This is a genomic window from Mesorhizobium sp. B2-3-12, from assembly GCF_006442205.1.
In the GTDB taxonomy this organism is placed as follows: Bacteria; Pseudomonadota; Alphaproteobacteria; order Rhizobiales; family Rhizobiaceae; genus Mesorhizobium.
Genome location: NZ_VFVR01000003.1, coordinates 253128 through 277572 on the forward strand (window position 1 = coordinate 253128; position 24445 = coordinate 277572).

Below are 24445 nucleotides of genomic sequence, written 5' to 3' on the forward strand. Positions count from 1 at the left end.
TTGCCGGGGAGCGCAGGCTTCCCGGCCCCCTTCATCGACTGTTTGACCTCGGGCTCAAGGTTGCCACGGCTGCCTCAAGAGGTTAACGGGTGCGGCGAAAACCGTACCATCTGGACAGCAGGAACTGGACTATGGGCAAGGTAACAGGCTTTCTCGAAATCGACCGGCAGGTGCACAAGTACCAACCGGCCTCCGACCGCATCCGGCACTTCCGCGAATTCACGCTGCCGATGTCGGACAAGGAGGTCGAGAAACAGGCCGCGCGCTGCATGGATTGCGGCATTCCGTTCTGCCACGGGCCGACCGGCTGTCCAATTCACAACCAGATCCCCGACTGGAACGACCTCGTCTACAACAGGGACTGGGACAACGCGATCCGCAACCTGCACTCGACCAACAATTTCCCGGAATTCACCGGCCGTATCTGCCCCGCGCCCTGCGAGGAAGCCTGCACGCTGAACCTCGAGGACATTCCGGTCGCCATCAAGACGGTGGAGCAGGCGATCGCCGACAAGGCGTACGAGACCGGCCATATCAGGCCCTATCCGCCGGAAAAGAAGACCGGCAAGCGGGTTGCCATCATCGGCTCCGGCCCGGCCGGCATGGCGGCCGCCCAGCAGCTCGGCCGCGCCGGTCACGACGTGCATGTCTATGAGCGCGAAAGCCGCCCGGGCGGGCTGATGCGCTACGGCATTCCCGACTTCAAGATCGAGAAGCACTATATCGACCGGCGTATCGAACAGATGCAGGGCGAGGGGGTCACCTTCCATTGCGGCGTCAATGTCGGCGTCGACAAGCCTGTGACCGAGCTGCTCGCCGAACATGATGCGGTGCTTTATTGCGGTGGGTCTGAAACGCCGCGCGCTGCCGGCATTCCCGGCGACGATCTCGGCGGCGTGCATGATGCGATGCCCTATCTGGTGCAGCAGAACCGCCGCGTCGGCGGCGAGCCGATCCAGTCGGTTGCCTGGCCGTCGCATCCGATCATCGCCGGCGGCCAGCATGTCGTCGTCGTCGGCGGCGGCGATACCGCCTCCGACTGCGTCGGCACCGCCTTCCGCCAGGGCGCCGTGCGCGTCACCCAGCTCGACATCCGCCCGCAGCCGCCCGAGAAGGAAGACAAGCTCGCGGTCTGGCCCTATTGGGCAACCAAGATGCGCACCTCATCCTCGCAGGCCGAGGGCGCCGAGCGCGAATTCCAGGTGGCGACGCTCGAATTCATCGGTGAGGAAGGCCAATTGACCGGCGTCAAGTGCTGCGAGGTCGACGAGAAGCGCAAGCCGATCGCCGGCACCGAGTTCGTCATCCGCGCCGATCTCGCCTTCATCGCCATCGGCTTTGCCGGACCGGCGACGGCCGGCGTGGCCGCCGAACTGGAAGGCGAGATGAAGATCACCACCGACAGCCGCCGTTCCAGGAATGTCGACGCCAATGACCGCGACTACAGGACCAGCGTCGATCGGCTCTACGCGGCGGGCGACGTGCGCCGCGGCCAGTCGCTGGTCGTCTGGGCGATCCGCGAGGGTCGCCAGGCCGCACGTTCGATCGACGAAGCGCTGATGGGGACGACCGTCCTGCCTCGTTAAGGGGTGATCGCCGTCGTGGTGTCAGCGGCGGCCGTGGCTGGCGGATTGGCTTTCGGAGGCCAGGAAAAATCGTCTGCGCGTCCAGGCGAAGCCTCCGGCGCCTTGCCCTCGATCACCAGCCTTTCCCCGGGAAGCGCGGGATTGGCCTTGGCCGGCGGGGCGGAACCGAGCAATTCGGTGCCGCCGTCGAGCGCGGGGTCACTGAGCAGCATGGGTTGGGTGCGATCGATGACGATGGGTGCGGCGGCCGGAGCCGGTGCCTCGACGGGGGCGCCCGCCGGCGCCGTTGCCGGTGCCACACCCCCCGGCGCGGCCAGTCCAAGGATCTTCAGCAGCGGCTTTTCGGTATAAAAGGCAAGCTTGCGCTTGCCGGCCTTGGACACGTTGATGCCGTCATCGGCGCGCAGCCGAACGGGCTGGCCGTTCATGTCGGGGCCGCTGGTGATAAAGGCGCCATTCTCGTCGACAAATCCGTCCCAGACATCGACGAATTCGCCGCCGTGGCTCTCGGCCGCCTTGTGGTAGATATCGTTGAAGGCCAGCATGTCGGACGTCATCTTCGGCACCCGGAAGGCCGGCATGCCGACCCACAGGAAAGGCACCTTGGCGGTGGCGATCGTCTTGCCGAGTTCATCGGTGCGGCGCTCGTATTCCTTGGTCCAGTTTTCGGAACGGGGTTGCTCGCGCACGTCGCCGACCTTCATCTGCTGGCGGTCGTTCGAGCCCAGCATGACGACCACGGCGGCGGGCTTTTCGGTTTCGATCAGCGATTTGATCTGTTCGGGCCAGTTGTAGAAATCATCGCGCACGAAGCCCGACGAGCCATTGCTGCGGACAACGATCCTGACGCCGGTATTCTCGGCGAAGGCGTCGTCCAGCCCTTCTCCGAGGCCCGCCGCCATGAAGTCGCCGACCACCATGACAGTGCGGGCATCAGGCGCTTTTTCGACCACGGGCGTGGCAGGCTCGGCGGGTGGGCGGGGCGCACGCGGTTTCTTCTTCGGCTTAGGCCGCGCCTTCTGGATGTCCTGCGGCGGCTCTATGCGCTCGCTACGGCGCGGAAACAGGAGGTCGCGCAAGGACCAGCCCCGGCTCTGCTGCGGCTGCTCCTGCGCCATGGCCGGGGCATGGATGGCGCTGGCCACGGCCATGGCAAGCACGGCGAAGGTCAGGATCAGCACCGGCATGCGACGAACGAACGTGCCGATGCGCGCAGCCCAAACCAATCGCTACCTCCCTACTCAACTCCGTCAGGCTTTATTTCTGCCTGAGCCATTTCAGCACTTCCATGCTCGGATAGCCATCCTGGGTCAAGCCGACCTTTGCCTGATAGGCCATGATGGCCGTCTTCGAGCCGTCGCCGATCTTGCCGTCGAATTTGCCATCATAAAGGCCATGCTGGGAAAGCCGCTTCTGCAACTCTTGCCTTTCCTCGAAGGAGAGCTTGGTGAAAGGCCGCTTCCAATCCTGGACAAGGCCGTTGCCGCCGGCGATTTCATCGGCAAGCAGACCAACGGCGAGCGCGTATTTGTCGGCATTGTTGTAGGCCTTGATGACGGAGAAATTCCTGATCATCAGGAAGGCCGGTCCGCCGCGGCCATCCGGCACTTTCAGCGTCGCCTTGTCGGTGAGGTTCTTGAACGGCTTGCCGCTGGCCCTGACGACGCCGAGCGCCTGCCATTGCGCCAGCGTCTTGGATCCGGCGGGAAGTTTCCCCGCCGGCAGCTCGACCTCATAGCCCCAGGTCTTGCCGGCCTGCCAACCGTTCTTCTTCAGCAGGTTGGCTGATGTCGCGAGCGCATCGGGAATGGAATTCCAGATGTCGCGCTTGCCGTTGCCGTCCATGTCGACGGCATAATGCTGGTAGCTGGTCGGAATGAACTGGGTCTGGCCCATGGCGCCCGCCCAGGAGCCCATCAGGTGGCTTTCGTCGATATCGCCGGTTTGCAGGATTTTCAGGGCCGCGACCAGCTGGGTGCGGGCGTATTTCGACCGCTTCGGATCGCCATAACCCAAAGTCGCCAGCGAACGGATGACGTTGCGCATGATGTCGTCGCGCTTGAGGATCTCGCCATAGTTCGATTCCATCGACCAGATGGCCAGGAGAATGTAGCGGTCGACGCCAAATCGCGCTTCGATCCTGTCCAGCCAAGGCTTCCACTTCTTCGCCATCTGCTGCCCGACGGCAACGGACTGGTCATGGACGCGGTTGTCGAAATAATCCCAAGCGGGGGCGGTGAATTCGGGCTGGGTGCGGGCCTTCTCCAACACCACCGGATCGGGTTCCTTGATGTCCCGGAAAGCCTGATCGTAGACGGAGCCGGAAACGCCGCCCGCCACGGCGGTGGCGCGGAAGCTGGCGACCCATTGCCGGAAACCGGCGTCGGCGAAAGCCGGCCCGGTGGGCATCAGCAAAGCAAGCGAGAGGCTGGCGGCCGTCATGACGCTGGTGAGAATTTTTGCGGCATTGCGAACGGACATCTTTTCCTCCTTCTTTGTCTCAGGAAAGACCATTCATCGCCGAACCGGGTTAGGAATTAGTTTACCATAGGTGTCGCCTGGAACGAAAAGACACCTCGATGCTTTAACCGGTGGAAGTTTCCCTCACCCGCTCCCGTATTCTTCAATTCCGGCGTGAAAATGTCGCGAGACGGATTGCGGAGCCGGCCAGCAAACGGATAATTGAAAGCATGAAGAGAGTTCGCAAGGCAGTTTTTCCGGTCGCCGGTCTCGGCACGCGGTTCCTCCCGGCCACCAAGGCTGTTCCGAAGGAGATGCTGACCGTCGTCGACAGGCCGGTCATCCAGTATGTCGTCGATGAGGCGCGGGAGGCGGGCATCGAGCATTTCATCTTCGTCACCGGCCGCAACAAGGCGGTCATCGAGGACCATTTCGATATCCAGTTCGAGCTCTATGACACGCTGGCACAGCGCGGCAAGGACGAGCAGCTTGCCCGCCTGCAGCGGCTGCAGCCGGCGCCGGGCCAAACCAGCTTCACCCGCCAGCAGGTGCCGATGGGGCTGGGCCATGCCGTCTGGTGCGCGCGCGAACTGGTCGGCGACGAGCCGTTCGCGCTGTTGTTGCCAGACATGATCATGCAGTCGGAGAAGAGCTGCACGAAGGCGATGGTCGAGCTCTACGAGGAAACCGGCAACAACATCGTCGCCGTGCAGGAATGCGACCCGGCCGAGGCCCATAAATACGGCATCGTCGGGCGCGGCGAGGACACGCATCACGGCTTTCGCATCACCGAGATGGTCGAAAAGCCGAAGACCGGCACCGCGCCGTCCAACCTCTACATCAACGGCCGCTACATCCTGCAGCCGGAGATTTTCAAAATTCTCGAGGGCCAGGAGAAGGGCGCCGGCAACGAAATCCAGCTCACCGACGCAATGCTGAAGCTGGAAAAGGAGCAGGCCTTCTACGGCTACCACTATCAGGGCCGCACCTTCGACTGCGGTTCGCCTGAAGGCTTCGTCGAGGCCAATGTCGCCTTCGCGCTCTGGCGCAGCGACATGAACCAGAGCATGGCGGGCGTCATCCGCACGCTGCTCGACGAGATGAAGCCGTCGGAGCGGCGCGGCGCCGCGTTCTAGGATCCACACTCGTCAGCGCTGCACTTTCACGCCGAGATAGATGCTGTTGGCGGTGTAGTCGCGGCCGGGCAGGTTGCTGGTCAGCTTTTCGGTTCTTACCCGGCTGGTGAGGCCGGCATAGCGGTTCAGCCACCAGGTCAGCCCGGCCTCTGCGCTCAAGATCCTGTCATGGCCGTCAATGCCGACATAGTCGCGCCAATCCAGGCCCAGGGCCGCATTCGCGGTAAGATTGGCACGGATAAGGCGTTCGCCGGTCAGGCGGCCGGAGTAGAGGATATCGCCGCTCTCGCCCGCTGTGGTCGTGGTCTCGACGGTGGTCTTGCCGGTCAGGCCGATCGTGGTGCCGCGTTCGGGCGACCATTTTAGATCGGCGTTGACGGTGGCGCCCGAAATCGCTTCCAGGCTTTTGTCGTCGACCGCTTCCCTCAGCCATCCGGCCGAGAATTCACCCGACAGCTTCTCACCCATGTCGAGTTGCAGGCCGGCACGGGCGCCGAGGCGCGTCGAGGAGCGCTCGAAGCCTTCATTGTCGATGCGCTGGTCGTAGACCCGGCGGCCGACCTCGATTTCGGTGAAGGGGGTGAGGGCCGGGGAAATCTCGTAACCGGTGCGCAAGGTCGTGGTGTAGAGCGTGTTGTCCTGATCTTTCTGCGACAGCGAGGTGCCGTCCGAGAGCTCGGCGTCGCCATAGAAGTCGTGCGAGACCGCGCCGGTCAGCGTGTACTGCATCTTGCCGACCGCCTTTTCGACGCCGAGGCTGCCGTCGATTGTCTGCCGCAGCGGCTGCTTGTCGACGCCGGCGATGGCGTCGGGCGACGACGCCGATTCCGGCACGGCTTCGTAGCCGAGCTTGGCGATGGCGCGCAGCTCATTGTCGAGGTCGACATTGAGCTGGCCTTCGATGCGGCCTTGCGCATCGTGAACCGGGTAGCCCGACACACTCTCGCGGAAAGTGCCGTAGCCATCGATCGTCGCGGAGTTCTCACGCCAGTCGGAGGCGGCGGTAAAGCGCAGCGCCGTCTCGGACAGCAGCGCCGACGTGCCGGCACTGCTCGAATCGCCGTTCGTCGTGGCCGTCAGGCCTTGTTCGATGGTCGGCCGGATGACGAAGGAGCCCCATTTGACGCCGGTGGCGGCGAACGGATCGTCCTCGGGCTTCTTGTTCTGGCCTTCGATCGCGGCGGTGCGCTCGGCGCCGGGGTCGAGTTTCTGCTTGTCCACACTGTCGACGGTAAGTGCGCGGCGGTTGGCCGCTTCCTGGTCCGCCACGGTGTCGTCGGTATCGTCCGTCGTCGCCGTGGTGGTCGCCGTGGTGGTTGGATCCGTAGCCGCCGTTTTGCTTTTTTTCTTCTTGGACTTGTCGGCTGCCTTGTCCTTTGCCTTGTCGGCCGCGCTCTGCCTTGCGGTTGAAGTGCGGCGCGGCTTGGGCGGCGTCGGTGTGTCGGCGGAGGTATCGTCGCTGGCCTGGGGCGGATCGAAGACGCTGGTGGTCGGGTCCGCGGCACCCGTGTCGTCAGGCACGGCGCCGGCGCTGGCCGGCAGATAGGTGCGCGCCGGCGCATTGTCCTGCGCGGCAGCCGCCGCTTGCTGGGCAAGGACCAGGTTTCTCGCCTTGCGCTGCTGATCGGACAGGATCGCCGATTCCGAGACTTCTCCACGCAGTTCCGTTTCCTGGGCAAGGAGGGGCGCGGGGCGCAGCAAGGCAAGGACGCTGGTCGCCAGCAACAAGGCGCAAACCGCCTTGCCCCGTCGTCCTCTCGATTTTTCTGGCTGGACCCCGGACATCGCCACCACTGCTTGCGCGGCGCACGCGCGCCATACTTACCGAACCGTAAATGGGGATGGTTAACGGAGGGTTGAGGCGGCGCGCGCCACCGGCTTCAAACGTGATTTCCGCAAGCGAGAATGCGGATCCGCCTCGTGCTCTGAGTTTTGATCCTCGTGGTTGCCCTGACCGCCGCACAGATTCGGCCGTCATGCGGACGGCCATTTCCGTTGGACAGGTGGGCGGCAAAGCGCTAATCGCATCATCCATGCATGCGAGACCTCTCGATAAGAAGCCCCTGGACAGGCAAGCGGCGATCGAATCGGCGCTGAGAACGGTGGCAACCGAGCAGGTCGGGATCGCGGCCCTTGCCGAGGCGCTGGAGAACGGACTGGCGGCACCCTTTGCCGAGGCCGTCGACATGATCTCGAAGATCGAGGGCCGGCTCATCGTCACCGGCGTCGGCAAAAGCGGCCATATCGGTTCCAAGATCGCGGCGACGCTGGCCTCGACCGGCACGCCGGCCTTCTTCGTCCATCCCGTCGAGGCCAATCACGGCGATCTCGGCATGATCGCCAGGGACGATGCCATCATCGCCATATCGTGGTCGGGCGAAAGCCCCGAGCTCAAGGGGATCATCGCCTATTCCAGGCGTTTCTCCATCCCGCTCATTGCCGTGACCTCCGGAGAGACATCGGCGCTGGCGCGCGCGGCCGACGTCGTGCTGCTTTTGCCGCGCGCCCCCGAGGCCTGCCCGCATGGCCTGGCGCCGACGACGTCGACGCTGCTGCAACTGGTCGTCGGTGACGCGCTGGCGATCGCGCTGCTCGAGGCGCGCGGCTTCACGCCCGACCATTTCCGCACCTTCCATCCCGGTGGCCAGCTCGGCGCCAATCTGACCATGGTCTCCGAGATCATGCGGGTCGGCGACCAGATGCCGCTCGCTTCGCTCGGCACCAAGATGCCGGAAGCGGTGATGACGCTGTCACAGAAGAAGGTCGGCTGCGTCCTGATCGTCGACGCGAATGGCGAACTGGCCGGGATCATCACCGACGGCGATGTGGCGCGCAACCTGCACCGCAACCTGGCCGACGTCATCGTCGATGAGGTGATGACGCGCACGCCCAAGACGGTCGACCCGCAGACGCTTGCCGGCACGGCGATCGCGCTGCTCAACGAGCACAATATCGGCGCGCTGGTGGTGACCAGGGACAACATGCCGCTCGGCGTGGTGCATTTCCACGACCTGCTGCGCATCGGCGCCGCCTAAGGTGTGCTGATACTCAGGTGAGGCCGGTCTGCAAATAGCGGCGTCCTGCGCTTCCCCGTTCTACTGCGTCGCAGTAGAACTGAGCTCACGTACAAAAAGTACGCTCCGCTCCGGTTCTCGGATGCCACTATTTTCGACGCGGCCTGACCTGAATCTCAACACCCCATGCACGTTGGCGCTGGAGTTCAGACGCGCTCCACCGTCAGTTCCAGATCGGTGTCGGCGGCGGCGGTGACGCGTACCTGGGTGCCGGCGGGCAGGTCCGGGCCGGAGACGCGCCATAGCGTGTCGCCGAGTTTGATGCGGCCGCGGCCGTCGCGGATTGGTTCGGCGAGCGTCGCCATCCTGCCGACCATCTGCGCGCCACGGCGGTTGAGCAGCGGCTGGTCGGTCGGCTGGTCGCGTCCGCCCATGAGTTTCTTGCCGACAAAGGCCGAAACCAGCGACAGCACCAGGAACAGAAGCACCTGGACCTGCCATGTCCAGATGGCGGCATCCCAAATCAGCAGCGATACCGCGCCGACGATGAGCGCGGCGATGCCGATCCAGAGCATGAAGAAACCGGGCGCGATGACCTCTACCACCAGCAGCACGAAGCCCAGAACCATCCAGTTCCACGGGCCGAGTTCAGAAACGATGCGGTCGATCATGAGAGTGGCCTATCTCAGTTTTCGGAGGGCCTGACGACGGGCGGACGCGCGGCCTGCCGTTGCGCGCCGGTCGTGCCTTCGCTGCGGAAGACTTCCTTGGCGATTTCGCCGATGCCGCCAAGCGAGCCGATCAGCGACGACGCCTCGAAGGGCATCAGCACGATCTTGCTGTTGGTGGCGGTGCCGATCTTGCCCAGCGCCTCGGTGTATTTCTGGGCGACGAAGTAGTTCAGCGCCTGGACGTCGCCCTTGGAAATCGCTTCCGACACCACCTGCGTGGCGCGGGCTTCGGCTTCGGCGGAGCGTTCGCGCGCCTCGGCGTCGCGGAAGGCGGCTTCCTTGCGGCCTTCGGCTTCGAGGATCTGCGACTGCTTGAGGCCTTCGGCGGCCAGGATCTGCGCACGCTTGTTGCGCTCGGCGGTCATCTGGCGACCCATCGATTCGATGAGGTTGGCCGGCGGATTGATGTCCTTGATCTCGACGCGGGTGATCTTGATGCCCCACGGATGCGCCGCCTCGTCGACGACGCGCAGCAGGCGCTCGTTGATGGCGTCACGGTTGGACAACAGCTCGTCTAGGTCCATCGAACCCATGACGGTACGAATGTTGGTCATCGTCAGGTTGAGGATGGCGTTCTGCAGCCCGGCAACCTGATAGGCGGCCTGGGCGGCGTTGAGGATCTGGTAGAAAGCAATGCCGTCGACACCGACGATGGCGTTGTCGCGGGTGATGATCTCCTGGCTCGGAACGTCGAGCACCTGTTCCATCATGTTCATCTTGGCACCGATGCGATCGACGAACGGCGTGATGAGATTCAGGCCGGGGCTCAGTGTCTTGGTGTAACGACCAAAACGTTCGACGGTATAGTTGTAGCCCTGCGGAATTGTCTTGATGCCTTTGAACAGCACCAGCACGACAAGCGCGACCAGAACAACGACCGCAATATCGAAACCACTGAAATCCATTTGGCTCTCCCTCAGAGGCAGGCCGCGCGAGCCATTCCCGCACAGCCGGCTTGGCCAAAGACTTAAGTGTGTTTCAGCAGCGTTACAATCAGGTGATGAGGGATTGTTTACGGGGATGCACTCAAGGGTTGAAAGCAAACAGGCTTGCATCCGTGTCTTCGAGCCCGCCGATCGAGGCCGAGACGATCTCGGACGCGATGCGCGAGAAGGTGATGCCGTTGCCGCCATAACCCATCACGGCATGGAGGCGCGGGTGGCGGGGAATGGCGCCGATATAGGGCAGGCCAGTGGTCGTGGTGCCGAAGGAACCGGTCCAGGCGAATTCCGGCCTGGTGTCGAGACGCGGCAACAGCCTGCCAAGCTTTTCGGCAATGCGTGCGCTCTTGGCGGGGATGAGTTCGTCTCGCTGGGTCTCGTCGGCGAAATCCTCGTCCTCGCCGCCGCATATGACACGGCCATCGGCGGTTGCCCTGACATAGAGGTAGGGATCCGACGCCTCCCAGATGAACGCCGCGCCCGGCCACAGCTTGCGCGGTTGCGGACGCGTCGCGATCGCCCAGGTCGAAATGATCTGGTGGGCGGCCGCCGGCACGATGTCGATGAGTTCGTAACCGGTGGCGAGGACAACATGCCGTGCCGTGATCGTGGGGCCGTCCCTGGTTGCCACGATCACCTCGTTCGCACTGTCCCTGATGACCGTGGCTTCGACGGGCGCGTAGAGACGTGCCTTGCGCTCGAGCGCCTTGAGCAGCAGTCCTGCCGTCAGCTTGCGTGGATCGAGCGCGATGTTGCCATGGCTGAGGATGGCGCCGGCGCGATCGATGCCGAACGCCTCGGCGAGTGGCTGAAGGGTCAGATAGGTCGCGGCGATGCCAGCTTGGCGTCGCGCCTCGGCTTCCTCGCGCAATTCCGAGGGCCCGAGCACGGTTCCGGCCAGATAGAGCGAGTGGCTGCGGCTCATGCCGCAATTGATGCCGAGTTCCGCGATGCGGGCGGCAAGGTTGGAAACGGCCAGCCGTGAGCGTCGCCAGGCCTGCTCGGCGGGAGCTTTGCCGATCATCCGCGAAAGCGTTGAAAGCGGCTGGTCGATTTCGAACTGGACCAGCGCCGTGGTTGCCGCCGTCGAGCCCTTCAGCGGCCCGCGCCGGTCGAGGCAGATCACGGCGTGACCATCGGCTGTCAGTGCCTCGGCCATCATGGCGCCGCTGATGCCCATACCGACGATCAGCACATCGGTCTTGACGTCCCGGGTCAGACTGCCGGTCGGCACCGCGGGCGCCCGATAGGCGGACCAGACAGGCCGGCCAGTTGTGAGATCGAGTTTGCGGGGCATTCAGTTCTCCGGGACCTCTTTGTTTGACGCAATTCCGGACGGAAAACCGTTTCATGCTTTTCCCGGAATTGCTTTAGACCCAGCCCAACAGTTCGCGCCGCACCATCGCTTCGATCACCGCCATGCCTTCCGGAGTGTCGTTGAGGCAAGGGATGTGGGCGAAATTCTCGCCGCCCGCGTGATGGAAGGTCTCGGCTGCCTCGCGGCCGATCTCGTCCAGCGTCTCGATGCAATCGACGGAAAAGCCGGGATTGACGATGGCGATCGACTTGACGCCGTCCTTGGCCAGTTTCTCGACTGTCTTGTCGGTGTAGGGCTGCAGCCATTCCTGCGCGCCGAAGCGCGACTGGAAGGTGGTGATCAGTTTCTTGTCATCCCAGCCGAGTCGTTCACGCAACAGCCGCGTCGTCTTCTGGCAGTGACAGTGATAAGGATCGCCCTTCTCGAAATAGGGCTTTGGGATGCCGTGATAGGAGGTGATGACCACCTCCGGCTCGAAATCGAGTGTTGCCAGATGCTGCTCAATCGAACGCGCCAGCGCCTCGATGTAGACCGGCTCGTCATAGTAGGGCGGCACACTGCGCACCGCAGGCGCGCGGCGCATCTTCATCAAAGCGCGAAACAGCTGGTCGTTGGCGGTTGCGGTGGTGGTGGCCGAATACTGCGGATAGAGCGGAAACGAGAGGATGCGGTCGCAGCCCTGCGCAACCAGCCTCTCAGTGACGCTCGCCGTCGAAGGATTGCCGTAGCGCATCGCCCAGTCGACGACGACATTAGGCAGGTCGCGCAGCGCCTCGGCAAGCTTTTCGCCTTGGGCGCGGGTGTAGGTGCGCAAAGGCGACTCGTTCTTCTCCCGATTCCAGATCCTGGCGTAGTTGGCGCCCGACTTCTTCGGCCGTGTGGTGAGCACGAGACCATAGAGGATCGGATACCAGATTGCCTTGTTGAGCTCGATGACCCTTGGATCGGAAAGGAATTCCCGGAGATAGCGCCACATCGGCTTGAAATCGGTGCCATCAGGCGTGCCGAGATTGACCAGCAAGACGCCGATCTTGCCGGCCTTGACCGGCGGATGTCCAGCCGGTAACGGGCCGACGGCCTTGGCGGCTTTGGCATCGACAGGGGTGGAAAGCGTCATAAGAGTTCTCCAGGAGACGCGAACCTAACCATCTTGCGCGCGCTTTCAATGCAGCGTCTGGCCGCACCTTAATCCGAAAACACTAAACCCACCCGGTTTCCCGGGCGGGTTGGTGTTGGAAGAGGCGAAGCGGCGTTACTTCGCCGGGATGGTCAGTGTCGCGCCCGGCACAAGCCGATGCGGCCTTTGATCCTTGTTCGCCTCATAGATGCGTTTCCACTTGGTCGCGTCGCCATAGGCTTTCTTCGCCAGATCCCAATAAGTGTCCCCGGTCACGATGACATGGCTGCCGGTGGCCGGTGCGGCTTCGGCGCGCTTTGCCGGCTCGGCGGGCGAGGGTGCCGCCGGGGCGGGAGCGGCCGGCGCCGTCTCGGCAGGCTTTGCCGGTTCGGCTGCCGGCGGGGCCGGCGGTGGCGGCGCGTTTTCCGTCGATATGGCTGGTGGCGTGTTGGCGATATCGCCTGAGTTGGCGGGCAATTCCGGCATCGGCGCCGCGGCATCGGCGGGCTTTGCCGGTTCAGCCGGTTTGGCGGCCTCGGCCGGCACCGGCGCTGCCGGGGCGGTCTCCGCAGGCTTTCCTGGCTCGGCGGGCTTGGCCGGCTCGGTGGCGGGAGCCGCCGCTGTCGTCGCGGCGATCTCGGTGATGCGGCCGTCGAGCTTCGGCGTATAAGGCCGGTGGGCGCCGAGGTAATCGGCAACGACCTGTTCGAGGCCAGGGCCGTAATCATAGGCGTTCTTGGCTTTTTCGGCGAAGACCTTGTAGCCGTCGCCGCCCTGGCGAACATAATTGTTTGTGGCGACCAGATAATCCTTGTCCGGACTGATCGGCGTCCAGGCGCCGTTTTCCATCACCTCCACCGATTTCACACGGCCGGCGTTGGGCGCGACCGACCTGTCGAAAGAGTATTTGAGGCCCGCCACCTGCGGGAAGCGGCCGGCGCTGTCCTCGATCTGGCTGAGGCCGCCTTCGAGGCCGGCGACCAGGTCCTTGCCGGAAATCTGGAAGGTCGCCAGCGTGTTCTGGAACGGCAGCACGGTCAGCACCTCACCCATGGTGACGGTGCCCTTGTCGATCGAGGCCCGCAGGCCGCCGCCATTGGAGATGACGATCTCGACGCCCTGTCCCTTGACGCGGTCGAGGATGGCGTCGGAGACGAGGTTGCCCATCGCGCATTCCTTGGCGCGGCAATTCTCACGGCTGCCGTCGATCACGTCGGTGGTCTCGGCCACTTCCTTGTTCTTCAGCGCTTCGATCGGCGCGCCGAGTTCCTTGATGCGGGCAAGCACCGCTGGATCGGGGGTGATCGACTTGTCGAGATAGATCGGGTCGCCGCTCGCCGATTTGACGACGCCATTGTCGTCGAACACCACCTTGAACTCGCCGAGATATTTCGAATAGGAGGCCGCCTGCACCACCGGCACCTTGTAGCCGCCGGGGTTGTCGACCATCGTCGGGTAGGGGCCGGCCGCCTTCGGGTCGGTGTTCGACAAAAGCGTGTGGCTGTGGCCGCCGACGACGACGTCGATGCCGGGGATCTTGGCGATGACGTCGCGCTCCCTGTTATAGCCGATATGGGTCACGGCGATGATCTTGTTGACGCCTTCTCCCTTGAGCTTCTCGACCTCGGCCGTGATCGACTTGACGTCGTCCTCGATCGTGATGTTGGGGCCGGGGGAGGCGAGTTCGGGCGTGTCGTTGGTGACGGCGCCGATGATGCCGATCTTCTGGCCGCCGACCTCGACCACGATGGACGGCTTGACGCGGTCGCCGAGCTTGGACTGAGCGTTGGCCTTGACGTTGGCGCCGAGCACGGGGAACTTGATCATGTCGAGGAATGGCGCCAGCGCTGCTTCGCCGTCGTCGAATTCATGATTGCCGAGCGCCATGGCGTCGAACTTCATGTCGTTGAGGAACTCGCCTTCGACCTTGCCCTTGTAAGTCGTGTAGAACAGCGAACCCTGGAAATTGTCGCCGGCGCTGAGCAGCAGCACGTTCTGGCCTTCCAGCTTCTTGCGCTCCTGGGCAATCGCGGTGATCAACCGGCCCGCGCCGCCGATGCACTCGCCCTTCGTCTCCTCCTCGGCCGAGCAGGTCGATTCATATTTGTTGTTGCCTTCGATGCGGCTATGCCAGTCATTGATGTGGAGGATATTCAGTGTGTAGTCGGCAAAGGATGCGCCGGCCGACAGGCCAAGCGTCGACGCGGAAAGGGCGGCAATGGCGGCAAGCTTCTTCATCTTCGTCTCCCGGTAGGCTGATCAGAGGCGTCTAACGCCTTTGCTTGACTGGGGTATAACAGCCAGCGTTTTGATCATGTTCCCATCGCGTTCCAGCCGACGCAAGCGGAAATCCAGGCGAGCTTTGCCGGCATAAAAAAGACGGCGGCCAATGGCCGCCGTCCTCGAGCAAGCAAATGTTCGCCGGTTCAGGCGCGTCGCGTCAGGACGAAATTCTGGCCGGCCGAACTGGTGCAGTTGAGCTGGCTGGTCGACACCAGCAGGCAGTTGAAGCTGACGCCGGTCTGGCGGATCAGCGAGGTGCCGTTGATCTGCACCGAAGTGGCGCCGGTCATCGTGTAGCTGCCATCGGCCAGCTTCTGGCCGGTGTCGGTGGCGACGGTCGTGAACTTGCCGCCGTTGAAGGTCGACAGGCCGGTGCCCTTGGCATCGATCCAGGAACCCTCGACACCTTTCGGCGTGGTTGCCATCGGCGGCTGGTCGGGACCGCTGGTGGTACAGGCAGCGAGCATCGAGACAACGGCGCCCGCCACGCCCATAGAAAGAACTTTGCGCGCAATAGTCATATGAAATCCTCTCCAAACGCGTCGGTCCAAAAATCGGGCCGATTTCTGGAAAGCGCGACGCGAACGTCCAAACTGCTGGGGTAGGCTTTATGCGTCCAACGGGACGCACATCGCCACTCCAGGCCGCATCCCTTCAATCGCCCGATTTCCGGGCGATTGCAAGGCAATGGGGTAGGGTCCGCGCGATGCTATCGGACGAGGATGTTGCGGAATTGCCACGGGTCGCTGCGGTCGAGGTCCTCCGGGAAGAGGCCCGGGCGCCTATCGAGCGGGGTCCAGTCGGTATAGTAGCCCTTGACCGGTCCGAGATAGGGCGACTGCACCTCCAGGCAACGCTTGAAATCCATCTCGTCGGCCTCGACGATGCCTGCCGCCGGATTTTCCAGCGCCCAGACCATGCCGGCCAGAACCGCCGAGGTGACCTGCATGCCGGTGGCGTTCTGGTAGGGAGCGAGCTTGCGCGCCTCGGCGAGCGAAAGCTGCGAACCGTACCAGTAGGCATTCTTGTCGTGGCCGTAGAGCAGGACGCCGAGTTCGTCGACGCCGTCGACCAGCTCGTTCTCGTCGAGCACATGGTGCACCGGCTGCGGCTTGCCGGCGGCGCCGAACATCTCGTCCAGCGACAGCATCGCGTCGTTGCAGGGATGGTAGGCGTAGTGGCAGGTCGGGCGGTATTGAACCTTGCCCTTCTTGGAGCGCACGGTGAAGAAATCGGCGATCGAGATCGCCTCGTTGTGGGTCACCAGCAGGCCATACTGCGCGCCCGGGGTCGGACACCACGAGCGCACGCGCGTGTTGGCGCCGGGCTGTTCCAGATAGATCGCGGCCTTGGAGCCGTGCTTGTGTTTCTTGCCGTTCTTTGGCATCCACTTCTCATGCGTGCCCCAGCCGAGTTCGGCCGGCTGCAAGCCTTCGGAGATGAAGCCCTCGACCGACCAGGTGTTCCAGAACACGTCCATCGGCTTGGGCTTCTTGGCGCGCTGGGTGTCGCGCTCGGCGATATGGATGCCCTTGACGCCGGCCTTCTTCATCAGCTTGGCCCAGCCCTCGCGATCTTCCTGCGCGGGCTCGGAGAACTCCATGCCAAGATCGGTGGCCAGATTGACCAGCGCCTGCTTGACGAACCATGACACCATGCCGGGGTTGGCGCCGCAGGTGGAGACGGCGGTGGCGCCGCCCGGCTTGTCATGCTTTTCCTTGATCAGCGCCTCGCGCAGCGCATAGTTGGTGCGGCTGGCATTGTCGGCCTTGGCGTCGAAATAGAAGCCAAGCCAGGGCTCGACGACGGTGTCGATGTAGAGCACGCCGAGCTTGCGGCAGAGCCGCATCAGGTCCACCGAGCCGGTATCGACCGACAGGTTGACGCAAAAGCCCTGGCCGCCGCCATTGGTCAGAAGCGGCGTCAAAAGCTTCTTGTAGTTCTTCTCGGTGACCGCTTCCTGAACGAAGGCTATGCCGCGCTCGTCGAGCAGCTTGCGGTCGGTATCGCGCGGGTCGAGGACCGTCATGCGCGACTGGTCGAACTTGAAATGGCGTTCGATGAGCGGCAGCGTTCCGCGTCCGATCGAGCCAAAGCCGATCATCACCACGGGGCCGGTGATCTCACCGTAAACGGGCCAGTTTTCATTCGCCATTTTATCGAGCACTCCTTCAACTACAGCAGAAAGCCAGGCATTTTCGCCCGACGGCCATGCGCTACATCACAGATCAATGTCACAAACCAGTGAAAAGCGCCAACTGGAGGCTAGCCACCCTTGGCCATGTGGTTAAGGACCGACACCAGCCGGTCGCGGTCCGATGTCAGGCCCTTATAGTCGAGCTGGTCGAGATCGAGCGCTTCGAGCTGGGCGGCAAAGGAGATTGCGAGGCTCGCCCGGTCCGGATGCCGCGCCAGTACGGCGAGCGGGTCGAGATGGATGCGGATGGTGAACAGGATGTCGCGCGAGGCCGGCAGTTTGCGCAGCGTTTGGCGCTCGACACGGATGAAGGCGTGCGCCTTGACGTCGCCGTCGGGGAAACGCGTCGGCCGGTTGGTGGCACGGTCGATGCGCTCGACATTGGACAAGGGATGGTAGAGCGCATTGTCGGCCTGGATCGACCAGTTGAAGCGCTCGACCGCCTGGCCCTGCAGGCCGTCGAACATGCGGTTGATGAGATCGGCCGGCCTGCTGCCCGGCCCAAAACCCGGCACCGGCTCGTGGATCCGCTGCAGCGGCTTGCCGAATTTTTCGGTGAGCGACCAGGACGAGGGAAAGCACAGCGAGCCGGCGGCCAGACGCCAGCCGTCTTCGCCCCGGCGCATGAGGATCAAATCTTCCTGGACCAGCAGCGAAGCCGCGACCAGGGGTGCGCCGGCAAGGCTGGAGGGGATCGGGGGATGGTCCGTCGCGCCAACGACAGCAACGCCCGCATCGACGCGCCGGTGCGTGCCGGGAAATCGTTCCGGCAGGTGGGCGCCAAGCAATTCGAGCACCTCCTGCTGGGCGCCCCGCGTGCCGTCCTCCTCGACGAAGACCTGCTCGGGAATTTCGGCATAGAGCCGGCGCTTCTCGGCGAGATAGGGCAGCAGGTGACCGTCGACCTCGATCCAGTGCGCGGGGTCGAGCGGCTTCAGCCCGATGGTGAAGAGTTTCGACGAACCGTCATAGGGAGTGTGGGCGGGTAGGGGTGTCATGCCTCAGATCAGTTTGGCTTCAGATTAGTTTGGCCGGGATCAGCCCGCGCAGCGAATTGCCGACGAACAGCGCCTTGGCGGATTTCAGGTCATCCAAGCTGTAGATCGCTTCACCGGCGCGGCCTTCATCCAGAAGCGCGGCGCGCAATACACCAGGCAAGAGGCCGCAATCGAGCCGCGGCGTCGCCAGCATGCCGTCGCCGAAATCGGCGAAGACGTTTGTGATCGTGCCTTCGCAGATATCGCCGCGTTCATTGGCCAGCAGCACTTCATCCGCCTGGGTGACGAGATATTCGGAGCGGGCATGGGTGTAGAGCTGCCGCCGGCTGGTCTTGTGGCGCAGCAGCATGTTGCTCGAATCGAGCCTCGTGCGTGCCAGCCGCAGCGTCCACACCTTGTCGGCAGCAAGCGGTTCATAGGGTTGCGCCGAGGCGTTCGCCTCGCCATTGCGCGACAGAGCGAGCCGCGTGCGCATGGCGGTGGATGATCGATCCACGGCGCCGCTCAGCGCTTCGCCGACCTTTTGCGGGTCATGGCTGAAGCCCAGTTCCACCGCCGAGCCATAAAGGCGCGCAAGATGGCGGTCGAGGCGCAGGAAACCCGAGGCGGGTTCCCAGCGCATGGTCTCGATCAGCTCGAAATCGGCGACGTCCCGGTCGCGAAGCGGGCTTTGAGCAGACACTCCTGATACTCCTCCTCGGCAACCGAATCGAAGACGATGCCGCCGCCGACATTGTAGACGGCCTCGCCGCTGGCAAAGAGCGAGATGGTCCGGATCGCCACCGAAAAGCGCATCGTGCCGCCGGGTGCGATCCAGCCGATGGCGCCGCAATAGACGTCGCGCGGCGTGCCCTCCAGCTCGTGCAGGATTTCCATGGCGCGGATCTTCGGCGCGCCGGTGATCGAGCCGCAGGGAAACAGCGCCGCGAAGATCTGGCGTATGCCGAGGCCGGGCAGCAACCTGGCCCTGACGTCGCTCACCATCTGGTGGACGGTCGGGTAGGACTCGATGCGGAACAGTTCCGGCACCTCCAACGTGCCGACCTCGCTGATCAGCGATATGTCGTTGCGCAGCAGGTCGACGATCATCCGGTTCTCGGCCTGGTTCTTTTCGTCGTTGCGCAGGAAATTCTTCTGCCGCTCGTCCTCGTCCCTTGTCACGCCGCGCGGTGCGGTGCCTTTCATCGGATGTGTCTCGATCATCCCCGCGGCATTGATCTCGAAGAACAATTCGGGCGAGCGCGACAGGACGATTGGGTCGCCGAGCGCGACCAGCGCGCCATATTTCACCGGCTGGCGTTCGGTCAGCGCGTCGAAGGCGGCGAGCGGATCGCCAGACCATTGCGCGTGCACCGGAAAGGTGAGGTTGCCCTGGTAGCAATCGCCTTGCCTGATGTGCCGATGCAGCCGCGAGAACCGCTTCTCGTAATCCTCGAACGACCATGTCGCCCTGGCGTCGAAGATCGGACCGTTGGTCGGCGGGCCGCGTGGCGGCACCGCCTCTTCGTCGGGGGCATCGAAGACCCCGAGGCAGACCAGCGGAGCTCGGCGCCGGCCCGGCAGCAAGGGAACGAGTTTCGGTTCGAGCAGGTAACCGGCCTCGTAGGAGAAATAGCCGGCCAGCCATTTGCCGGCGTCGTGCGCGGCCTGCGCCGCTTGCAACGCCGCCTGGAAGTCCTTGGCCTCATGCGCGACGATGAGATCGGCCGGCCGCTCGAAAACGAGCTGGCGCGCGCTTTCGTCGTTGCGGAAAATTGCGGCGGGCAAGGACATGGGAACCGGGATCGATGAAGCCAACGATCGCTCTATATGGGGGGCCGGGCCTGTGCAATCGAGGGAACGGCACCCTGTCCCTCAAAGCCGACTTCTGGCCTGACGCTGAAACAAAACCGGCGGCGCCCTGGAGCGCCGCCGGTTTTGTCCTGGCTTGTCGCTCAGGTGTTGCTTGCGGTTCCTGCGGTCGGAAACTGCTTGGCGAATTCGGCCTCGTTGCCGGCGGCGAGCAGCCTGGCCTGCTCGATCCAACGTTCGCGCGCGATGCGGCCGTCGAAGTTCATCACGTCCTCGATCCGCTTGATGTCGGCAGCGGTCCAGGCGGCGATCTGGGCGAAGCTGGTAACGCCTTGCGCCTTGAGCAGCTTCTCGTTGACCGGGCCGATGCCGATCAGCCGGCGCAGATTGTCGGGCTTGCCCGACGCCGGCTTGGCAGCAGCCGGGGCAGCCTTCTTGGCGGCGGGCGCTGCCTTGGGCGCGGCCGAGGTCTTCGCCGGAGATTTGGCCGCCGCGGGTTTCGGCGCCGCCTTGGCCGGGGCGGCCTTCGCGGCGGCCGGCTTGGCTGCGGCCGGAGCGGATTTGGCTACGGCAGGCGTGGACATCAGGGCTGCCGGCGGCTGAGTTGACGCCTTTGCCGCGCCGGCGCCAGTCGAGGCCTGCGCCTCGCGCAACTGACGCTCGAGGTCGGAGCGGGTCTTGCCGCATGCATTGAGTTCGCCGGTCAGGCGATCGCTGTCGGCGCGCAGCTTGTCGCGCTCGCCGCGGGTGCGGTCGAGGTCGCCGCGCAGGCTGTCGAGCTCACCGCGCAGACGCCCCCAGATGAACCAGCCGACCAACACGCCTACCAGGAACGCCAGGATCACGTAGAAAAAAGTGCCCATTGTCTCTCTCCAGTCAGATCCGTCTGCCGTGGGTCATGACCTTCGGCGCGGGACTACTCGATGATGGTTCCGCTGATACACGGAACAGCCGGCTTCGGTTCGAGCTGTCGGCGATCGGCTTTCCAGCCCATGGTCAACGGTCGTTGTCGCGTTCGCCCGAGCGCACGGCTGGCTGAGATTTCCCTCGCCGATCCGCATGCGCTCCGGCTGAGCTTGGAGCGAAGGCTATCATAGAGCTTGCGGAAAGCTATCGGAAAACGTCCCGCGGAGAGTTCTTCAAGAACAAATATTTAGGGCAAGAATAGCCAAGCCAGACATGCATCCCGGCTAAACTGTTCTTGCCGGGCGAGAGACGTCTCAACCGTCGAGCGTTTCCAGTTCGTCGATCAGGCCGCTGATCACGCCGAGCCCGATCTGCCAGAAGGCGGGGTCGGTGGCGTCGAGACCGAAAGGCGCCAGAAGCTGCGAATGATGCTTGGTGCCGCCGGCACGCAGCATCTCGAAATATTTGTCCTGAAAGCCGCGCTCGGCATTCTGGTAGACCGCATAGAGCGAGTTCACCAGGCAGTCGCCGAACGCATAGGCATAGACGTAGAAGGGCGAGTGGATGAAATGGGGGATGTAGGTCCAGAACGCCTCGTAGCCTTCGCGCAGCTTGATCGCCGGCCCCAGGCTTTCGGCTTGAACCTCCAGCCAGAACTCACCGAGCCTGTCGGATGTCAATTCGCCGTTGCGGCGCTCGGCATGCACCTTGCGCTCGAATTCATAAAAGGCGATCTGGCGCACCACCGTGTTGATCATGTCCTCGACCTTCTGGGCGAGCATGGCCTTGCGCTCGCGCCGGTCGGTGGTCCGCTCGAGCAGCGAGCGGAAGGTCAGCATCTCACCGAAGACGGATGCCGTCTCCGCCAGCGTCAGCGGCGTCGAGGCCATCAGCGCGCCCTGGCCGGCGGCCAGCACCTGATGCACGCCGTGGCCGAGTTCATGCGCCAGCGTCATCACGTCGCGCGGCTTGCCCATGTAGTTGAGCAGCACATAGGGGTGGGCCGACGGCACGGTCGGGTGGGCAAAGGCGCCAGGCGACTTGCCCGGACGCACCGGCGCGTCGATCCAGTTGCGGTCGAAGAAGGTGCGCGCGATCTCGGCCATCTCGGGCGAGAAGCGGTGATAGGCCGACAGCACCGTGTTCCTGGCCTCGTCCCAGCCGATCACCGCCTGCGGCGTCTCCGGCAGCGGCGCGTTGCGGTCCCAGTGGTTCATCACCTCCATGCCGAGCCAGCGCGCCTTCATGGCGTAGTAGCGGTGCGACAGGCGCGGATAGGCGTCGCGCACGGCGGTGGCGAGGGCATCGACCACGCCGCGCTCGACGCGGTTGGCGAGATGGCGTGAATCGGCGATGTCCTCGAAGCCGCGCCAGCGGTCGGAAATTTCCTTGTCCTTGGCCAGCGTGTTGGTGATCAGCGTGAAGGTGCGCAGGTTCTTGCGGAAGGTGGTGGCCAGCGCCTCGGAGGCGCGCCGGCGGACCTCGCCGTCGGCATCCTGCAGGCGGTTGAGAGCCGGCTCCAGGGTCAGCTCCTCGCCGTCGATATCGAAGCGAAGATCGGTCATCGTCTCGTCGAACAGGCGATTCCAGGCGCCGCGTCCGGTGATCGATTTCTCGTGGAAAAGCTGCTCGACGCGATCCTCGAGCTGATAGGGCTTGTCCATGCGCAGATCGAGCACCCACGGGCGGTAATGCCCAAAGGCGGGGTCGCTGGCCAGCGCGCCTTCGATCGCCGCGTCGTCGATCAGGTTCAGTTCGAGCGCGAAGAACAGCAGGTGCGCGCTGGCGTCGGTCATCTTCTCCTGGATGTCGCCATAGAGCTTGGCGCGCTTCGGATCGGCGGTGTTGCCGGCATAGACGAGGCCGGCATAGGAGACGATGCGGCCGATCAGTTCCTCGAGCGCTTCGTAGGCGCCAAGGGCCTCGCCAAGCCGGCCGGCGGCGCCGCGCCCGGCCTCGGCTGCGAGCGTGCCCTTCCAGCGGGCCTCGAACGCGACGGCGTCGGCCGCTGCTTTGGCAATGTCGCGCTTCAGTTCCGGCGCGTCCATACCGGCATAGAGATCGGCGAGGTTCCATTCCGGCAGATCGCCAAGCCCGGCCGCGCCCTGACCGGACACTGGCGCCGCAATCCGCCGATCAAACATCATGCGCATAGAGATACCTTCTTTGAACCAACTGGCCTTCTTTGAACTGGCCGGCGTTGAAGCCCGTGGCCAGAATCAGGGGAGCCAGACTCAACGAGGATGGAAAAGCCGGTCAAATCCTAAGGAATTCGTTCACCGGGTTTTTTGAAACCTTATTTAGAACCCTGTGCCAAGATGATCCATGGGGAATTCGGGCGCGGGCAGACCAAGACAGTCATGACAGGTTCCATACTCATAGTCGATGACGATCCCGTGCAGCGCCGGCTGCTCGAGGCGGCGGTGACCCGGTTCGGCCACACGGCGATCGTCGTCGAAGGCGGTGCCGCCGGCCTCGAGGTTCTCGACGGGCGTGGCGCCCGCGACGTGTCGGTCGTGATCCTCGACCTTGTCATGCCCGGCATCGACGGCATCGGCGTGCTGAAGGCGATGCGCGAGCGCGACATCAGCGTGCCGGTCATCGTGCAGACCGCGCAGGGCGGCATCGAAACCGTGGTTTCGGCGATGCGTCATGGCGCCTTCGATTTCGTCGTCAAGCCGGCTTCGCCCGACAGGCTGCAGGCCTCGATCTCCAATGCGCTGAAGGTCGAGGCGGTCGAGGGCGAGGTCAAGCGCACGTCGCGCAAACGCGGCGGGCTGCTGACCTTCAAGGACATGATCACCCACAGTCCGGCCATGGACAGGGTGATACGCCTCGGCCAGAAAGCGGCGGCCTCAAACATCCCGATCCTGATCGAGGGCGAATCCGGCGTCGGCAAGGAACTGGTGGCGCGTGCCATTCAAGGCAGCGGTGACCGCCGCTCGAAACCCTTCGTCACGGTCAATTGCGGCGCCATCCCCGACAATCTGGTGGAATCCATCCTGTTCGGCCATGAGAGAGGCTCGTTCACCGGCGCCACTGACAAGCACACAGGCAAATTCGTCGAGGCGCATTCCGGCACCCTGTTCCTGGACGAGATCGGCGACCTGCCACTCGACGTGCAGGTCAAGCTGCTGCGCGCCGTCCAGGAGGGCGAGGTCGATCCCGTCGGCGGCCGCTCGACCGTCAAGGTCGACATCCGGCTGATTTCAGCGACGCACCGCAACCTGTTGCAGCAGGTCAAGGACGGCAAGTTCCGCGAAGACCTGTTCTACCGGTTGAATGTCTACCCGATCTTCGTGCCGCCGCTGCGCGACCGCCGCGAGGACATTCCCCATCTGGTCTCGCATTTCATGGAGAAGGTGGCGCCGGCCGACCCGCGTCACCGGCTGCAAGGCATTTCGGCGGCAGCGCTTGGCATTCTGCAGGCCTATGACTGGCCCGGCAACATCCGGCAGCTCGAAAACGCCGTCTTCCGTGCCTCGGTGCTGTGCGAAGGCGAGATGCTGACCGCCGATGATTTCCCGCAGATCCGGGCGCAGGTCGAAGGCACGGTCAATCTCGAAGCCGGCGACAGGTTCGAAGCAAGTGGCGCGGCGGCGCCGCTGGCGCCGCGCGACGAGGACATCGTGCCCGACGAGACCGATTCGACGGCTGTACGTGAACAGCCGGTCGCCTCGCAGCCTCGCTTCGGTACGCTGCGGGCGCTCGACGAGCGCGGCAATGTGCGGGCGCTGGCCGACGTCGAACTCGAAATGATCCAGCTCGCCATCGACCACTACAACGGCCAGATGAGCGAGGTCGCTCGCCGGCTCGGTATCGGCCGCTCGACGCTTTACCGCAAGCTGAAGGAATATGGCATCGACCCGGAAACCGGCCGCGTCGACAGGCTTGTTTCCTGAGCCGCAAGGCCGGGACCAGTTTCCTCTGTCACGACATGGCGCCGACGCCGGATTATGGCGGCCGG

Annotated in this window: 19 protein-coding genes; 4 read left to right on the forward strand and 15 right to left on the reverse strand. The window is 64.0% G+C overall.

Annotated elements, in window-relative coordinates; all coding sequences use genetic code 11:
- The first annotated feature begins 131 nt into the window (after window positions 1–131).
- A complete protein-coding gene (locus FJ948_RS11520; RefSeq protein WP_140704387.1) occupies window positions 132–1586 on the forward strand; it encodes a glutamate synthase subunit beta in 1455 nt (484 codons plus the stop codon).
- On the opposite strand, the gene FJ948_RS11525 is transcribed toward FJ948_RS11520, so the two are convergent.
- Both FJ948_RS11525 and FJ948_RS11530 read right to left on the reverse strand, forming a co-directional pair.
- The gene (locus FJ948_RS11525; RefSeq protein WP_140704389.1) at window positions 1583–2812 is read right to left on the reverse strand and encodes a DUF459 domain-containing protein; all 1230 of its coding nucleotides are present in this window, start codon (window positions 2810–2812) and stop codon (window positions 1583–1585) included. The genes FJ948_RS11520 and FJ948_RS11525 overlap by 4 nt on opposite strands.
- Window positions 2813–2843: 31 nt before the next feature.
- On the reverse strand, window positions 2844–4067 hold the full coding sequence (locus FJ948_RS11530) for a lytic murein transglycosylase (protein ID WP_140704391.1): 1224 nt from the start codon (window positions 4065–4067) through the stop codon (window positions 2844–2846).
- Window positions 4068–4267: 200 nt separating this feature from the next.
- Here FJ948_RS11530 and galU point away from each other — a divergent pair, with 200 nt between their 5' ends.
- Window positions 4268–5182, forward strand: coding sequence for a UTP--glucose-1-phosphate uridylyltransferase GalU (gene galU, locus FJ948_RS11535; RefSeq protein WP_181173655.1), 915 nt, complete (start codon window positions 4268–4270; stop codon window positions 5180–5182).
- 12 nt (window positions 5183–5194) lie between these two features.
- Here the strand turns inward: galU and FJ948_RS11540 are convergent, their stop codons facing one another.
- Window positions 5195–6967: an outer membrane beta-barrel protein gene (locus tag FJ948_RS11540; RefSeq protein WP_181173638.1), complete on the reverse strand. Its 1773-nt coding sequence runs from the start codon at window positions 6965–6967 to the stop codon at window positions 5195–5197.
- Between the two features lie 248 nt (window positions 6968–7215).
- Here FJ948_RS11540 and FJ948_RS11545 point away from each other — a divergent pair, with 248 nt between their 5' ends.
- Window positions 7216–8217: a KpsF/GutQ family sugar-phosphate isomerase gene (locus FJ948_RS11545; RefSeq protein ID WP_140704397.1), complete on the forward strand. Its 1002-nt coding sequence runs from the start codon at window positions 7216–7218 to the stop codon at window positions 8215–8217.
- A gap of 185 nt (window positions 8218–8402) precedes the next feature.
- Here the strand turns inward: FJ948_RS11545 and FJ948_RS11550 are convergent, their stop codons facing one another.
- The 12 genes from FJ948_RS11550 to FJ948_RS11605 form a co-directional block, all read right to left on the reverse strand.
- On the reverse strand, window positions 8403–8867 hold the full coding sequence (locus tag FJ948_RS11550; protein ID WP_140704399.1) for an NfeD family protein: 465 nt from the start codon (window positions 8865–8867) through the stop codon (window positions 8403–8405).
- A gap of 14 nt (window positions 8868–8881) precedes the next feature.
- The gene (locus FJ948_RS11555) at window positions 8882–9832 is read right to left on the reverse strand and encodes an SPFH domain-containing protein (protein WP_027146254.1); all 951 of its coding nucleotides are present in this window, start codon (window positions 9830–9832) and stop codon (window positions 8882–8884) included.
- Between the two features lie 121 nt (window positions 9833–9953).
- Window positions 9954–11165, reverse strand: a complete 1212-nt coding sequence (locus FJ948_RS11560) for an FAD-binding oxidoreductase (RefSeq protein WP_140704401.1) — start codon at window positions 11163–11165, stop codon at window positions 9954–9956.
- Window positions 11166–11238: 73 nt separating this feature from the next.
- Window positions 11239–12303, reverse strand: a complete 1065-nt coding sequence (gene hemH / locus FJ948_RS11565; RefSeq protein ID WP_140704403.1) for a ferrochelatase — start codon at window positions 12301–12303, stop codon at window positions 11239–11241.
- 135 nt (window positions 12304–12438) lie between these two features.
- Window positions 12439–14541: a bifunctional UDP-sugar hydrolase/5'-nucleotidase gene (locus FJ948_RS11570; protein ID WP_140704405.1), complete on the reverse strand. Its 2103-nt coding sequence runs from the start codon at window positions 14539–14541 to the stop codon at window positions 12439–12441.
- Window positions 14542–14729: 188 nt separating this feature from the next.
- Window positions 14730–15107, reverse strand: a complete 378-nt coding sequence (locus tag FJ948_RS11575; protein ID WP_140704406.1) for a hypothetical protein — start codon at window positions 15105–15107, stop codon at window positions 14730–14732.
- Window positions 15108–15295: 188 nt separating this feature from the next.
- Window positions 15296–16741, reverse strand: coding sequence for a homospermidine synthase (locus tag FJ948_RS11580; protein WP_140704408.1), 1446 nt, complete (start codon window positions 16739–16741; stop codon window positions 15296–15298).
- 110 nt (window positions 16742–16851) lie between these two features.
- Window positions 16852–17781, reverse strand: a complete 930-nt coding sequence (locus FJ948_RS11585) for a DUF3445 domain-containing protein (protein ID WP_140704410.1) — start codon at window positions 17779–17781, stop codon at window positions 16852–16854.
- A 19-nt stretch (window positions 17782–17800) separates the two neighbouring features.
- On the reverse strand, window positions 17801–18463 hold the full coding sequence (locus FJ948_RS11590) for an aminotransferase class IV family protein (RefSeq protein WP_140704412.1): 663 nt from the start codon (window positions 18461–18463) through the stop codon (window positions 17801–17803).
- Window positions 18412–19554 (reverse strand): aminodeoxychorismate synthase component I, encoded by a 1143-nt coding sequence (locus tag FJ948_RS11595; protein WP_140704414.1) that lies wholly within the window; start codon window positions 19552–19554, stop codon window positions 18412–18414. Before FJ948_RS11595 ends, FJ948_RS11590 begins: the two co-directional genes overlap by 52 nt.
- 161 nt (window positions 19555–19715) lie before the next feature.
- Complete coding sequence (locus tag FJ948_RS11600) at window positions 19716–20435, reverse strand: proton-conducting membrane transporter (protein ID WP_140704416.1); 720 nt, start codon at window positions 20433–20435, stop codon at window positions 19716–19718.
- Between the two features lie 357 nt (window positions 20436–20792).
- Entirely contained in the window at window positions 20793–22631 is a 1839-nt protein-coding gene (locus FJ948_RS11605) for a M3 family oligoendopeptidase (RefSeq protein WP_181173639.1), read from the reverse strand.
- 207 nt (window positions 22632–22838) lie between these two features.
- Between FJ948_RS11605 and FJ948_RS11610 the strand changes: the two genes are divergently transcribed.
- Window positions 22839–24380, forward strand: coding sequence for a sigma-54 dependent transcriptional regulator (locus tag FJ948_RS11610; RefSeq protein ID WP_140704417.1), 1542 nt, complete (start codon window positions 22839–22841; stop codon window positions 24378–24380).
- Window positions 24381–24445 lie beyond the last annotated feature (65 nt).